Annotated in this window: 11 protein-coding genes; 7 read left to right on the top strand and 4 right to left on the bottom strand. The window is 56.5% G+C overall.

The features are described 5' to 3' along the window. Window positions 1-257: 257 nt before the first annotated feature. Both C4J94_RS07350 and C4J94_RS07355 read right to left on the bottom strand, forming a co-directional pair. Window positions 258-950 (bottom strand): pseudouridine synthase, encoded by a 693-nt coding sequence (locus tag C4J94_RS07350; protein ID WP_124385563.1) that lies wholly within the window; start codon window positions 948-950, stop codon window positions 258-260. Beyond that, window positions 940-1,152: a cysteine-rich CWC family protein gene (locus C4J94_RS07355; RefSeq protein WP_124385564.1), complete on the bottom strand. Its 213-nt coding sequence runs from the start codon at window positions 1,150-1,152 to the stop codon at window positions 940-942. Before C4J94_RS07355 ends, C4J94_RS07350 begins: the two co-directional genes overlap by 11 nt. Before the next feature lie 254 nt (window positions 1,153-1,406). Here C4J94_RS07355 and C4J94_RS07360 point away from each other — a divergent pair, with 254 nt between their 5' ends. Both C4J94_RS07360 and C4J94_RS07365 read left to right on the top strand, forming a co-directional pair. Beyond that, window positions 1,407-1,760 (top strand): hypothetical protein, encoded by a 354-nt coding sequence (locus tag C4J94_RS07360; RefSeq protein WP_124388933.1) that lies wholly within the window; start codon window positions 1,407-1,409, stop codon window positions 1,758-1,760. Between the two features lie 146 nt (window positions 1,761-1,906). Beyond that, window positions 1,907-2,338 (top strand): DUF3757 domain-containing protein, encoded by a 432-nt coding sequence (locus C4J94_RS07365; RefSeq protein ID WP_124385565.1) that lies wholly within the window; start codon window positions 1,907-1,909, stop codon window positions 2,336-2,338. A gap of 7 nt (window positions 2,339-2,345) precedes the next feature. Here the strand turns inward: C4J94_RS07365 and C4J94_RS07370 are convergent, their stop codons facing one another. Next, window positions 2,346-3,458 (bottom strand): enoyl-CoA hydratase/isomerase family protein, encoded by a 1,113-nt coding sequence (locus tag C4J94_RS07370; RefSeq protein ID WP_124385566.1) that lies wholly within the window; start codon window positions 3,456-3,458, stop codon window positions 2,346-2,348. A 135-nt stretch (window positions 3,459-3,593) separates the two neighbouring features. On the opposite strand from C4J94_RS07370, the gene ung reads away from it, so the two are divergent. The 5 genes from ung (at window position 3,594) to C4J94_RS28080 (ending at window position 11,663) form a co-directional block, all read left to right on the top strand. After that, window positions 3,594-4,286 carry a uracil-DNA glycosylase gene (gene ung / locus C4J94_RS07375; RefSeq protein ID WP_124385567.1) on the top strand — a complete coding sequence of 231 codons (693 nt, stop codon included), beginning with the start codon at window positions 3,594-3,596 and terminating at the stop codon, window positions 4,284-4,286. 303 nt (window positions 4,287-4,589) lie between these two features. Further along, entirely contained in the window at window positions 4,590-6,416 is a 1,827-nt protein-coding gene (locus C4J94_RS07380) for a hypothetical protein (RefSeq protein WP_124385568.1), read from the top strand. Between the two features lie 287 nt (window positions 6,417-6,703). Then, window positions 6,704-8,731 (top strand): hypothetical protein, encoded by a 2,028-nt coding sequence (locus C4J94_RS07385; protein ID WP_124385569.1) that lies wholly within the window; start codon window positions 6,704-6,706, stop codon window positions 8,729-8,731. A gap of 300 nt (window positions 8,732-9,031) precedes the next feature. Continuing rightward, on the top strand, window positions 9,032-11,221 hold the full coding sequence (locus C4J94_RS07390) for an autotransporter outer membrane beta-barrel domain-containing protein (protein ID WP_372240869.1): 2,190 nt from the start codon (window positions 9,032-9,034) through the stop codon (window positions 11,219-11,221). Window positions 11,222-11,402: 181 nt separating this feature from the next. Then, a complete protein-coding gene (locus C4J94_RS28080) occupies window positions 11,403-11,663 on the top strand; it encodes a chitin-binding domain-containing protein (RefSeq protein ID WP_372240891.1) in 261 nt (86 codons plus the stop codon). A 156-nt stretch (window positions 11,664-11,819) separates the two neighbouring features. Here C4J94_RS28080 and C4J94_RS07400 read toward each other — a convergent pair whose 3' ends face one another. After that, window positions 11,820-14,969 (bottom strand): hypothetical protein, encoded by a 3,150-nt coding sequence (locus C4J94_RS07400; RefSeq protein ID WP_124385572.1) that lies wholly within the window; start codon window positions 14,967-14,969, stop codon window positions 11,820-11,822. Between the last annotated feature and the right edge of the window lie 142 nt (window positions 14,970-15,111).

The raw sequence follows: 15,111 nt of genomic DNA on the forward strand, positions 1-15,111 counted from the left end.
CGAGCTTTATGACAGGTAGGCATACGCCTGGAAGATGAGCGCCCAGGTCGGTCCGATTGCGGCGGGCCGACAGCGGTTTTCAGGGCGGGAGGTTTGCCGGGAAAGCCCGTTGATCAAGCGCGGGCGGGGCAAGGTGTTTCTTGGAGGTTATAGGTGACTCGCCGGTCATGTTTGAGCCGGTGAACTTGATTCAAGCACAGACTCGGCAGGTCGCAAGCCGCCTGACGGGTTTTTTGCTATCAGCGGCTGAACGGTCGTCAGACTTGTCGGATTTCATCCTCAGTCAGGGCTCGGTACTCCCCCGGAGCGAGGGACGTATCCAACTGCAGTGGCCCCATGCGCTCACGATGCAGTGCGATCACCTTGTTGTTGAAGTGCCCGAACATGCGTTTGACCTGGTGATAACGGCCTTCGATGATGCTCAACCGCGCGGTGTTCGGCCCCAGTAACTCCAGCTCGGCGGGTTGGGTGGTGAGGTCTTCGAATGCGAAGTACAGGCCCGCCTTGAAGGTCACTGCGTATTCGGGGCCGATTTCCTGCTGTGTTTCCACGCGGTAGACCTTGGGCAACTTGGTCGTCGGTTGGGTCAGGCGCCGCGACCACTGGCCGTCGTTGGTAATGAGCATCAGACCGGTGGTGTTGTAGTCCAGCCGCCCTGCAATATGCAGCGTGTCTTTGTCGGGCTCATTGAGCAGGTCGAGCACGGTAGGGTGTTGCAGATCCGCTGTGGCGCTTACGCAGCCCTGCGGTTTATGCAGCATGAAATAGCGCGCCGGTTTACCCGCCTGCAGCACCTCACCATCTACGCACACCTGGCTGAACTCGCGGACCTCATGCTGGGAATCACTAACCGTCACCCCATCCACGCTGACGCGACGCTCCACCAACAGCAGGCGTACTTGCTTGCGATTGAAACGCGGCAGGTTGCTGAGGAACCGGTCAAGGCGCATCGGGGTTTCGCACCTGTTCGTCCACGTGGGCGCACCGCGGGCACAGGCAGGCGTTATTACGCAATTCGTCTGGCAGCGCCTTGAGTACCGCTGGGTCGATGGTGACATTGAAGCACCAGCAAGCCTGGTCAGCCGTGCGTGGGTCGGCCAGGGTGCAGTCGTTGACGGCGCCGCAGGCGGGGCAAAGCGTGGGTATGGTCATGGCAGGGGCAGGCTGTGTCGGTAGGTGTGCGTGGCCTTGCACAATACAGCGCCAACCTGCGGCGGGCTACTGAAACGATACCGCCTGAGTGCCTGCCTGGGGGGCTCTAAAGGGGCTGGGTATTGATGTATCAAGTTGTTACTGAAACGCACCAGGTGTGGTTTTTGATGTCAGATATTGTGTCATTCGGCGGCAAGCCGAATGCCGCTCTCCAGCGTCGCTGGAGGTGCTCTTCCGCGGTCCAGGAGGCCGCCATGTATCGACGACTGCTGCTCACTGCATTACTCGGCCTGACCCTTTCAGCCTGCGTGCCCTACTACGATGGAGGCGCCACCTACTATCGCTCCGAGGTTTATACCGCACCGACGCCTACCTATTACGACGGCGGCCCCCGCTATTACGGGCGCAGCTATTACACGCCGGCCCCGCGCTACTATCCGGCCCCGCGTTACTACTCGGCGCCGCGTTATTACCAGCCCGCGCCACGTTATTATCCAAGGTCCGCTTACCGGTCCTATCCGAACCAGGAGTGGGGAGGAAATCGTTGGGGCAACGGCGGTCATGGACGCGGTGGCGATCATGGTGGTGGCCGCGGTGGTCACCGTTGAAGAAAGGCTTTGAACGAAGCGGCGCACGATGCGCCGCTTTTTTTTGCCTGCCGTTTGTCGTTACTGTCAGATTTAACAGCTATCTTTGAGGCTCAAGTTGTATTTCACTGCGGGAAGCGCGGTGTGCTTGTCGAAGGAAATTCTCTATGTTCAAACAATTGATGTGCGTGCTTTTACTGATTGGCTGCGTCATTGGCCAAACGCAGGCGAGGCAGTTTTGCCCGGATAAATCGATGATCCGAAACGTCAATGGCTACTTTCAATACCAAAAGGACGGAGTGCTTTGGCGAGGGCCCAAGGTAGACCCTAACGAATACATAAATGGCTTCCTGGGCGCTGTATTCGCGCCAGAGAAGGGGAGTGACCGAAAAGTCGGCTATCTGGAAAAGTGCGTTTATAAAAACCACCGTGAGGAGTTGGTGGTCTTGCGTCCGTGCTTTTCGGGCGCCGCGAACAGCATGTCGCTGACCGACAGCTTGCATTGGGCGCAGGGCGGGATCTCATTCGATCAACCGGTTTATGTATGCCAGGACAACTTACCGGATAACTGCGCATTCACGGTCAATGGTGCTCGATGATAAGCTGTCAATAGTCGGACAAGTCTGCCAGAGGATTCCTACCCTCCCATACCTTGTTAAAGTGCGCCTGCACCACAGCTTCGGGAATCGTATTGATGTCCGGCCAGTGCCAGCGCGGCGCCTGATCCTTATCGATCAGCCTTGCCCGTACCCCTTCGGCGAATTCCGGATGACGGCAGCAATTGAGGCTTAGGGTGTATTCCATCTGGAACACCTGGGCCAACGACAAATGCTGAGCCCGCCGGATTTGCTCCCACACCAGATGGGCAGTCAATGGGCAGCCTTCGCTGAGGGTCTTGCCGGCGCGAGCCAGCAGCGGATCAGCGTGATCCCGCAGCAGAGCCAACGTACGCCAGGCGCAGCGTACGTCTCCCACATCCAGCCACTCGTCGATCTGCGCACGACGCGGCAACCATTGTGCCTCGGGTAGCTGGTCGACGGCTTCCTGGGCCAAGGCCTTGAGCAAACTGTTGAGCTGCATCGCGGTCTGCTCCTGCCAGTTCAATTGCAACAGGCCATCGAGCAGTTCGTCTTGCTGGTCATCGCGCAGGAAACGGTCGGCCAGGCCCAGGTCCAGGGCATCGCGACCGTTGATATGGGCGCCGGTCAGGCCAAGGAACAACCCGAGCTTGCCGGGCAGGCGCGACAGAAACCAGCTGGCGCCCACATCCGGGTACAGCCCGATACTGATTTCCGGCATGGCCAAGCGACTGCTCGGCGTCACGACGCGCACGGACGCGCTCTGCAACAGGCCCATGCCGCCGCCCAGCACATAGCCGTGGCCCCAGCAGATCAGCGGTTTCGGGTAGGTATGCAGGCGATAATCCAGGCGATATTCGGCGGCAAAAAATTGCGCAGCCAAGCCGGGCACAACGCCAGGTTGTTCACGGCAGGCCATCGCCAGGCTGCGCACCTCGCCACCTGCGCAAAAAGCCTTGGGGCCGTTGCCGCGCAGCAGCACGCAGACGATGCTCGGGTCCTTGGCCCAGGCATCCAGGCGTTCGCCCAGGGTCAGGATCATCGGCAGGGAGAGGGCGTTGAGCGATGGTTGCGCATCCAGGCTGGCGATGCCGATGCGGGCGCCGTGGTTGCCGGTGAGTTCTTCGAAGTGCAGATTCATCGTGACCTCAATCCAGAAGGTGAAGGATCAGTATGATCGCTCCATGGGAAAGTGCCGGGGGTGTGTCAGATCAATTGACAAGCGGGGTCGGCTTTCCTAGGGTTCGCCCATTGTTTTTTACTCGATGACCTCATCATGACCGACGGCGACCGTATCAAACTCGAACCCAGCTGGAAACACGCTCTGCGCGAGGAGTTCGACAAGCCCTACATGGGCGAACTGCGCGAGTTTCTGCGTCAGGAACACGCTGCAGGCAAAGAGATCTATCCGCCGGGCCCGCTGATCTTCAATGCGCTCAATTCAACGCCGCTGGACAAGGTCAAGGTGGTGATCCTTGGCCAGGACCCGTACCACGGCCCCGGCCAGGCTCACGGGCTGTGCTTCTCGGTGCAACCGGGCGTGCCGGCGCCGCCCTCCCTGGTCAATATCTATAAAGAACTCAAGCGTGACCTGAACATCGACATCCCCAACCACGGCTATCTGCAAAGCTGGGCCGACCAGGGCGTGCTGATGCTCAACACCACCCTGACCGTGGAGCGCGCCAATGCCAACGCCCACGCCGGCAAGGGCTGGCAGTTTTTTACCGACCGGGTTATCGAGGTGGTCAGCGAGCATCAGCCGCACTTGGTGTTCCTGTTGTGGGGCGCGCATGCCCAGAGCAAGCAGAAGCTGATCGATGCCACCAAGCACCTGGTGCTGACCTCGGTGCACCCGTCGCCGTTGTCGGCGTATCGCGGGTTCCTCGGGTGCGGGCATTTCAGTCGTACCAACAAATTCCTTGAGCAGAACGGCGAGACGCCGATCAACTGGATGTTGCCGCCCGTTTGATACGATCGGGCGGTGGTACAACGCCCTTTGCTTGACCCTCTTCCTGGTGTGTACGTCCATCACGCCGGGCACCTGTTATATCTGACAGTATCCGCCGCACTTTTTTGCGCATTCAATAAGTAGCCAGACCTGAGCGTGCCGACCGTCTCGGTCGATTACCTATTGATTGTTCAAGGAGGCGTGGATATGTCTGATTCGAACTCACCCACACGACACCAGCGCGCTCTGCGGCCGCGAACTCCAGGCGCAGATGACCCGACGATACTGGAGCTGGACGCTCCGAACCCTTCCCAGGCATTGCCTATGGAGTGGGACGAAGCGGCCAGGACTTTGCCGCTCAGCCTCCATGATCAGGACCTGGAGGTGACGATTGCACAGGTCTGGCCATTCAATCTCCATGAGGTGAAGATGGAGACGACGGTGGAATATCGTTGGGATGGTGTGACAGAGCACACCCACTGTATTAAGGGCCCATACGACCCTGACGCTATATTCCCATTGGTGCAGTATCTACCCAAGTCGATTCTGTCGAGCGGCGGTATCAGCCGACTGACAATCAGGGTGAGCGCGCCTTTAATCGGCCCGACCGACTCGTTTCCGACCCTGGTCAATGTCGATAAAACGCCGCCCAATGGCGGCAATCCAGGGCCGCAGTTGCAGATTGATGAGGAGGCTCGCGATGAGCTTACCGATGATTATCTGGTCAGGCATGGCGGCTTGCCTGTCGAGCTGGCGCGTTGGTTTGATATGCGCACTGGGGATGCGTGCCACTTTTTTTACGCAGTTCTGCCGAATGTGGTTCCGGCAGGCACTCTTTTCATTACGAGAGAGCACGTCCTCGGCGCGCCCATCCTATACGTCATTCCTGAGGCGCACGTGCGCGCCAGTGGCCGGGGTGCAAGGTTCGCTTCCTGCCGGCTTGAAGACCGGGCCGGGAACGTCGGCCAGTTTTCCGACCCCATCACGCTCAACGCCTCACCCGTTGTTTTGCCGGATTTGCCACGCCCCTTCATTGAGTCGGCTGAGCTGGACGGGTTGATCACTCTGGACGATGTCAGGCAGTGGTTGGCGGTCACTATCCCGCGTATAGGCGAGGCAGAGGCGGGCGATGAGATTCATCCCTTCTGGAATACCCATGCCCTTGAAGTCAAACCGATTGGCGAAGTGCAGACGTGGCCGATTCCCGTGAGCGTGCCGTGGTCCATTGTTGCGGCGGGCGGCTTCTCCACGCGCTACCCGTTACGTGTGCGCTACGTGTATAGGCGAGGCACTGCCTCAAAGGATTCGCCGGACAGCTTCTATGAAGTCGATTTAAGGGTGGCCGGCCCTGACCCGAGCGGGCCTGATCCGATCAATCGCAAGTTGGCCCTTCCTATCGTGAAAGGCAGAACGGGCGACAATATACTCACCTCCGCTGACAGTCCGGGGCCAGTGCCGGTAGAAGTGCTTTTATTTGTAAACCCCACAGTGGGTGAACACTTGGAACTGTGTTGGAACAGCGATGACCGTATCGTTGGGATCTATGACGTGCAGCCGGGCGATCATGCCGGGAAATTAATCACCTTATGGGTTTCGTGGGCAGTGGCATCCTCCATTGCCTTGGCCGAGGTCTATTACTGGACAGACAACGGACTAAACCGACAGCGCAGTCCCTCTGCTTCGGTACGGGTGCGTCTTGATACGCTGACGGGTTTGAAAAGCCCGTTATTACTCAATGACAGCGAACTGGGCTTTATCGCGTGCGGGACCAGGCCGGCACCTTATGAGGGCGTATATATCGGCATACCTTGGCATCCGGTGCATTTCGAGCCTGGCGACACCGTGCATTTATATTGGGCAAGTTACCCGACCAATGACGGCAGTGGTAAACCGTTCCCAGGCACTGAGGTATTTTTTGAGCATGAACTGACCCGCGATGATTACGACAGGGGCTATGCGCAAATTCGCATTCTGCCCTTCGACTTGATCACCGCGCCGGGATTGGTACCGGGGTTTGGCTCGGCGATCGTACAGTATCGATTGTTCAAGAGAACAGGGGACACCGGCCTGTCTTCCAGAAAACTCATCTATATCGATTTGAAAAGACCTGGCGGTGGAACTTGCCTGGGGCCGCATAACGGCAGTGAATAAATGAGGGTGCTGGTTAAGAGGGGCGAAAGCCCCTTTTTTTGTCTGATAAAGATCGACTGCGGCGGATTTAGATTAAATAGCGTCAACAGCGCTGGTTTTTGCGTAAGTAGGCTATTAAAAAACACCCATGTCATGCTTTTAGTTAGAAGCACATTTTGCGCCAGTACGCAGCTGTCAAGTTTGACAGGCTGTGCAGTGTGGAAGAAGGGGGTTTAATCAAACGGTCAATCGTCTCGTGCGGCTGGCGATAAATGCAAAGTATCTCTCACTCAAAGGAGTATGTAGCAATGGCTAAGTCGAACAATACACAACCCGCTTCAACCGATAAAAAAAGCAGGTCGAGTGCTACGGAGGTTAACTTTAACTCAAGTAACGGTCCATTGGCAGAGCCCGTACCTCAAGGGCTTGCGCCTCGCGCACCACGCGCTGTGGACGACATTGTAGTCACCAATGCCCTGCCCCACGACCCGGGTCTGCCGCCTAACCTGATGGAAACTATCGTCGCACAAACCGTAGGGGTAAATTTCGAAATTAAAAAGTGGACAGATACATTTCCTCAACCCGGTACTAATCCTGATGAGTTACAGCTCTACGTTAATGGCGTACCCTACGGAAAACGTATTGAGTTTATCAAACCATTGGACGACCTGACGTGGCCCTATAAATCGAACATCAAAGGCGATGATATCGCCAACCACGGGGAGTATCGCTTAAGCTATGAGCTTTTTTTGGCGACTGGAAAGAATGAGCCTTCCGGCACTACGCTGGTGAACGTCGATACGGTTGGCCCTGCCGGCGGTATGTTGTTGGACGCTATTACCTTGGGCGCGGGGGCGGTGGACGGGAAGGTCACGCTGACTTCTCTTGCGGCCAATGGCGATAAGCTGACCTGCAGTGTTCCTGGGCGCTTGATTGCGCGTCCGCTCGATACACTTCACATTTATAAGACTTATACGGATGCTGAGCCGATAAAAATAATAACAAACTTGCCGCTTGATACATCGCCGATCGAGGTTTCGCTGCCCAAGGACGATCTTATCGATGACGGTACACGCGTGGATTATATGGCGTATCGTTACTTTGACTATTCCAAAAACTCAACCATTTATCCGCCAAAGCTTAGAGAAATTGAGTATATATTGACACCGCAACCGGAGAATTTGAGCGATCCAGCGGTACCGGCGGCGCCGTTGGATCTTCGGGACGCGCAATTGAAATTGGCAGAAGTGCATCTTTTCGGCTATGACAATTTCAGACCCGGCCAGATCGTGCAAATCGAGCTCGTTAGTGCGCTGAGTACTCAGATATTCCCTCATACATTGCCCACCGAGCCTACCCCCACTGAGCCGGCAAAAATCGAAATTCCCTGGCTCATTCTCGTCGCGATCTATGGAATCACCGGGCCGGGCACTGCCAGCCTTCGTTACCGCGTGGTAGAGGAGGGCAAACCTTCGGCCTGGTCCAACACGATCACGGTGGCCGCCGACTTCAGCTCCGCCGCTGGGGACCCTGACGATCCGGGCCCGGTCAGGGATTACCTGCCGTTGGTCACCGTGACGTCCAGCGAGGGGCTTGTCAATAAAATCGGCCCGGGTGATACCGGCAATGCGACGGCTAAGTGTAATGTGTATACGGGCGCGGCCGAAGGACACCAGCTTCAGTTCTACTGGGGGGGGGTACCGATTTATACCCCCCCTCGTACCGTGACTCAGGCTGACATAGACGAAGGGACATTCGCCGTCACTATTACGGCGGCCGTGATCGCAGAAGGCGGAAACGAACTGGGCAAGAAGGTTTGGTACAGCCTGACGAATGGGGTGAACGACAACGTGGACACCTCCCAGTCTACGCCGGTCGATGTGCTTGCCAGTGAGCTGCAGAATTTGACGGCACCACAGTTCCCCAAGTCTATAGACATAGGCGGCGGGTTTCGTTCGATCAATTGCGCTCAGTCTGTTGAGCTGGGTATCGATACGAGCATCGTGGACAAGGTCAACTTGAAACAGGGTGACACGATCAGGCGCTTCTGGACCCTGTACGGTGAGGGGTTTAACTCCACCAACAAGCTCGTCGAAGCGGAAATACTGCCCCCGATTGTGGTCGCAAATGATCATAGCCTGCCCGGCGGTGGGGAGAATTTCCTCGTGGACTTCGCCACCTATGTGCAGCCGGCGATTTTGGGCCGTGTTGAATCCTATTACACAGTACTCAAGGCCGACGGCGTGACACAGGGCAAGTCGCCCACGGCAGTGCTTCTTGTGAGCCGGCGCAATGCCGAGTTCGGCATTTGCGGCGCCCCGCCCGTTACGCCTTAAGCGCATCAATGTACGAACCGTCATTGGCAGTACTGACGGTTCGTATTCTTCGTTCGTTGTAAATACCTATCCGCTATAAACTTGCTACCTACGCATACTTAGGATTAGTCCTACGACCACAGGGACTATGCCTACATGAACCTATCCTTCTTATAAGTACCCTGCCGCTTCTGAAAGCCAGAGTCGATGGTCCTTAAATCGCTTGGCTTGTTCAGTCACCGACTAGAGGTACTTACCATGACTACTGAAACAACATTTTGTCTTTCTCGCTTATCGCTGGCTATCAAAGTAATGGCTGTGATGCCCATGACATTCTTGGCCACACAGGCCAACGCACTGAACATCTACCCAGGCCAGAACGTGGTGATAGACGGCGCCTCGCAGGTTGATCGGTACGTCGTCAAAGAGGCGACCCTGACCTCCAATGGGGCGAAGATTGTGGGCGTCCAGGCGCATGACTCCACGTTCACCATGAATGGCGGCACGGTCAAAAATACCGCAGGTAAGGAAGTCGGCGTGGCGCTTTACGGCAGCAAAGGCACACTGCGCGATGCTTCCGTCTCCAGCGGTGGGGCCGAAGGCATGATTGTCGGCACCCAATCGAATCGTGGCTCGACGGTGGTGGTGTTCGATAGCACGATATCCGGCGGCACAGATGGCATCGCGCTCAGTGGCTCCAGCACGCTGGCCTTGAACAACACCCAGGTCAGCGGTCAAAAAGCCGGCTTGAGAGCGTACGACGGACAACTCACCACCCAGGGCGGCCGGATATACGGCGGCACCCATGGGATCGTGGCGTATCGCTTGCCCACGGTGGACAACCCCTCCGTGCTGAACCTCAACCAGACCGAGGTGGTGGGCGGCACAGGCGCCGCCATCCTGGTGGACTACCCCGGCGGCACCCGGATCAATATCAACGATGGCACCACCCTGGTCGGCGGCAACGGCAACATGCTCGAAATCGACCATGGCGGTGCGGCCGATGTGAATGTGTTCAACAGTGCCCTGAGCGGTAATGTTCAAGTCGGCAAAGACAGCGCCCTGGACTTTAAGATGGATGCCGCCTTCATGAATGGCGATATCGTCAACAGCGGCGGTACCGCCAACGTTGGCTTGAACAACGGCTCGGTACTGACCGGGCGTCTGGACAATGTCGACAAACTGTCGGTCAACAGTGATGCCACCTGGGTGATGGTCGACGGGCAGCAGGCGCTCAACGCGTTGTCGATGAATGGCGGTAACGTCAAGTTTGGCGATTCGGGGGCCTTCTATAAGTTGGATGTGGCCAACCTGTCCGGCACGGGCGGTACGTTCATCATGAAGGCCGATTTTGGCCAACTGACCGGAGACTTCCTGAATGTGACGGGTACCTCTTCCGGTGATCATCAACTGCTGATCGCCAGCACGGGGGCTGACCCGCTGTCCGAGCGCCTGCAGATGGTGCACACCGCCGACGGTGTCGCGAACTTCAGCCTGGTGGGTGGGCGGGTCGACCTCGGTACCTATTCATACGACCTGGTGTCCGACAACCAGAACCATGACTGGTACCTTGACCCCGAGAACAAAGTCATCAGCCCAAGCACCAACTCTGTGCTGGCGCTGTTCAACGCGGCGCCGAGTGTGTTGTTGGGTGAAATGACCACCTTGCGCACGCGCATGGGTGAACTGCGTTTCAATGGTGGTCAGAGCGCCGGCTTGTGGACCCGCGCCTATGGCAACAAATATGAAGTGTCCAACAACAAGACAGGCCTGGGTTATAACCAGAGCCAGCGCGGTTTCACCCTGGGCGCGGATGCGCCGCTGGAGGCGGGCGACGGGCAGTGGCTGGTCGGCGTCATGGCCGGGCACAGCCAATCGGACCTGGACCTGAACCTGGGCAGCAAAGCGACCATCAACAGTTACTACATGGGCGGCTATGCGACCTGGCTGGACAGCGAGAGCGGCTTTTATTTCGACGGCGTACTCAAGTTCAACCGCTTGCACAATGAATCCAACGTCGCCATGAGCGACGGCAAAAAGAGCAAAGGCAACTACACCCAGAATGCCACTGGTGCTTCGGCGGAATTCGGTCGGCATATCACGCTGGATGACGGTTACTTCGTGGAACCCTATGGCCAATTGTCGGCGGTGATCACTCAGGCCCAGAGCTACACGCTGGACAACGGTCTGAAAGCCAAGGGTGACCGCTCGAGTTCGGTCATCGGTGAACTGGGGATCACTGCCGGCAATAACATCCAACTCGACAGCGGCGGCATTCTGCAGCCTTATTTGAAGGCCGCCGTCAGCCATGAGTTCGACCAGAGCAACAAAGTGTTCGTCAACGACAACGCGTTCAACAACGACCTGTCGGGCTCACGCTTGAAGCTGGGCGCGGGTGTGGCGATGTCGGTCTCGCAAGCGTTGAGCGTGCACGCGGACGTGGAACGCAGCGTGGGCAAGAATATCAAGCAACCGTTGGGAATCAATGTCGGGTTGCGCTACGCGTTTTAAGTAGCGCGGGTAATTTGGACGAGCGCCTCCTTTTGTGTTGAAGGAGGTGCATTCCGTTCGTCGGTCAAGTTTCAAACCTGTCAGGTTTGACAGTAGGCGGTTATTTTTTTTTGACGCTAACTGGATGGGCATTCTTTAATATAAGGAGATTCCCATGGGTTACTCGTTGAAGAAGAAACTGATGCGAACTGTCCCTAAGGCGTTATTGGCGGCTGGGGTGGCAGTGTTGCTTGCTGCGTGTACCAGCAGTCCGGAACCTATCGGGGTGGAGGGTTATCCGGACCTGGATCCACCTTGCACCAGTGCGGGCTACTTCAAAAGCGTATCGCCTGGTTGGTATTACAGGTGCGTCTACAACTCAAGCATTAATCGTTGGATAAGGTATCCGAGACAATGCCCAGCCGGCCAGGAGTTTAATCCCGCCACAAATAGGTGCGAATAAAGTAAATGCTGCATCAATAAGCCTCTCTGCCGTACGGTCGAGAGGCTTTTTTTGTTTGCAGAATAAGGGCGCCGAGTGGCTTTGAAGTGAGTGTTGAATAACGTGCGGGAACGTTCCGCGCAACAACGCCACTCGGTACCGTTTCTGACAATGCAGCTATGGAAGTTCTGCTACCAGAATATCATCCAGTGAAAATTCCGCCGCTGAAAAACCGCTTTTGAAGGAAATGCGCAGCGGCAAGTCCTGAGAAGGCGCCCCGGCAGGCAACGCAAAGTCCAGATGGTAGGTGTACCAGTTACCCTCGTGAATGTAGACGAAGTCTTTTGACTGAGTACCGAACTCAACGAATGCCTGAGGTTGGTAAGGAGATAAGTCGACTTTCATTTTGAAACTGATCCGGTAGGTTCTAGCGCTTTCGATAAAAAAGGTTTTGATCACGCCCGGCTTGATAGGGCTGCCGCTAGTGAGCTTTGCATGCCAGTAATTATTGTTGTTGAAGTTTCTGATCTCGCCAAGCCCATTGATCAAGTTGGCCCAGCCATTCCAGAAGAACACTTCAAAATCCGTGAAGTCAGAGAGGCGCCGCGCTTTGATGAAGTAAGTACTCGGCGGAAAGAGCGTCGCGTCCGCTTCACTCTCTTTGCCGGTGTACCCCACTGCGGCCGTCACTTTAACCGGGCTGCCATCGGGAAGCGCAGTGAACCAACCGAGCTCCGCCGGCTGGCGAACAATCCCGTGTTTGGCCTGCTCCTGAGTGATGGGATCACCGTTAAGCAGCGTTAACGGTTCAAATGCATCTGTGCTGTGGCATTTGAGCCAGATCCGTTGGCCCTCCCTGCTGGTCGGCCATTTTGCCAGATCCACCCAGCAATAGTTGGTGCTGACGGTATTGAGGTCCAGGACCGAGCCAGGTTTCAAACTGTTGAGCATCGGCAGCGGCAGTGGATTGCCGCCCGGAATCTCATCGAAGCCCAGGACGCGCAGGTTCAGCACCCTTGAGTCCCTGGTGGAGCCGTTGTTTGTCACGTGGTACTGAATACGCAGAACGCTGGCGAGCTGGTAGGCCAGTACCCAATTGGGAAACTCAAACAGCACATAGCCCAAACGCGGGTTGCCGTATTGAGGCTCAATGGTCGGCAGGGCGATACCAGGCCTGCCTGTCAATTCGAGTTTAATAAGGTCCCGGTCAGACATTGTAAACTGCACCCGAACGGTCACATTTGGCGTGCTGTCGGCCATTTTCAGATCAATCGTAGCGTTTTCGTCGTCCAAGGGCGTGCTGTTATAAACCAGCGGCGCGGGCAGATCATGCTGGGTGATGATTTTCATGGGGACGATTTGCGAAGGGCGCGCTGCGTTTGATCGTACACGCTCGTAAGAAATATCCATCTGTTTATTGGGTTTGATGTAGTCAATGTCCAGCTTGAATGGCAAATCCCGGCCTTCCCAGAAGAGGTCGATTGGAAATGTTTGTGTGGGTGGGGTTCCTCCAGGCGCGTCACCTCTGGCATACAAGATGACGGTATCCCCGACTTTGATATCGGAGTTGGCACGGACCCAAATGTTGGCCCTTTCGGACGTCCCTACGTCAAACTCGTAATCGGGCGGCGGCGCCTCGTCGATTTCCGGCGCGGGCAGGGCGGCATATCGCGCATCAATATAAACCGTTGTTATCGGAGAACGATGTTTACCATCGGCAGTTATCGTGAAGTACCAGATTTCCAAGGTGCCACCCGTGAGCAGGGCAACAGGCACGCCCAGTCCTTGGATAAGCTCAAAGGACACTTGACCGGAGCCGACTTTGTCGAGCGCAATGTCGTAGTAATTGTGCCCTGGGGACTTGCCCAACACATGGAGTTCGATTTGGTCGTAGTAACCGAAGCCGTGCACTTCGATGTCGACGTGCACTTGGGTTAGATCATCAAGAATTCGTCCGTTGACGGCTTCCCGCACTTTGGGCGCGCGAAGGCCTCCGGAGCCAGTGCCGGTCACGTAGACTTCCGTGATAAAGGAGCCTAGATTCGGCTCGTTGTAACGGATTCGTTCATATTGAAGGAAACTACGACCGCCCGTGAGAGGCTCCAGGTCGATCACCGGGCATGGGATTCTAAGCAGTCGCGATGTCGTGGATTGCAGCGGCTCTGAATTGTAGATTTTCCTCACCGCTAACCCAGCCGCCGTGCCGCTGAGGCGTACCCTGATCACATCGTTAATGGCATAGTTGCGAGGTTCGATCGAAACGAGGATTGTCACTGTCGGGCCAGTCACCTTGCTCAGGTCGAGTTTACCTTCGTCAGCCTCCAGGAAGTGGCAAGCTGGCAACAAGTATTTTGACCCATCGTCCAGGTAGAGTTGGAGATATTCGGCCTCCGACCAACCGTCGGAAGGGTTGCCAACTTCATCTTCCACGCTGAACGAGCAAGCGTGAGAACCGTTGCCGATGCTTTGCCAATCGCTCTGACACACGTCAATGACGATGTCTTGATAGGTTCCAACCTCTTCCGGCAATACAGTGCGCTTAATGGTGTAGTCACCGATTTTCAAGTGAATAACATCACGTACTGCTCGATGAGTGGGCGGGGGCAACGAAGTGTCGGCGGGATAGGAAGGAATTCCAATGGCTATGCACTTGCCATTACTGATGTCCGTCTCGGTGATGCCATCTCGCAGGTACCTCGGGTCAATGACCGGCTTGCGCAGGTTCGGGTTTACTGGGGACGGGCTGGCCGGGTTCTCCCCGCCGGGCTGGCGTGTATCGACTTTAAGTAAGGTTTTTCTTGTTTCTCCGACGGCTTGGCCGAGACGCGTCACTTTAATGTATGCGGAAACCAAACCATCGGAGATCACCGACCGCGGTACAAACAGGACTATCAATTGGTGGCCGTCAAGGTGTTGCTTCTGAATGATCGTATGCGCAACGGGTTTCTCAAGCGTTCCCCAATAACATTCCACATCGTCCAGCTCGGCCGCCTCCAGAAAAGGCAATAAGGCGATCAGCAACCCTTCCTCCTGCGACATCACCGCGATGCGGTTGATACCTGCGTCGACACCCTGCACGCCCGGGGTGCGTGCCGGTATGTACAGTGTCAGGTCTGAGAGCGGCACTCTTTCGCCGGCCTTTATCGAATTCAAGGTGGCATCGGAGGGCGGGGGGACCAGGTAACGCGTATCGATGTGGGACCGCCGTGCAGACGGTGCCTTTTCTCTTTCCTCCTGCGCGCAAGGGGGCGGGGCGGACAGTGATTGCTGCTCTGAGTGCTCGGTCAGGTGTTGGCCGGATGGTGAAGACTCTTCATTGTTAGCCATGGTGGAACCCTCTTCAGTCAGTGAGACACACGATGTCTACGGCCATTTCGGGGTGGCCGTAGCTGCGAAGAGGTGTAACGTGCGATGGGAGGCGCAACCAGCTGTGAGAGTTGACAGTACCGACCAACGGTAGCGGCCCGGG

Source organism: Pseudomonas sp. R5-89-07, from assembly GCF_003851685.1.
In the GTDB taxonomy this organism is placed as follows: Bacteria; Pseudomonadota; Gammaproteobacteria; order Pseudomonadales; family Pseudomonadaceae; genus Aquipseudomonas.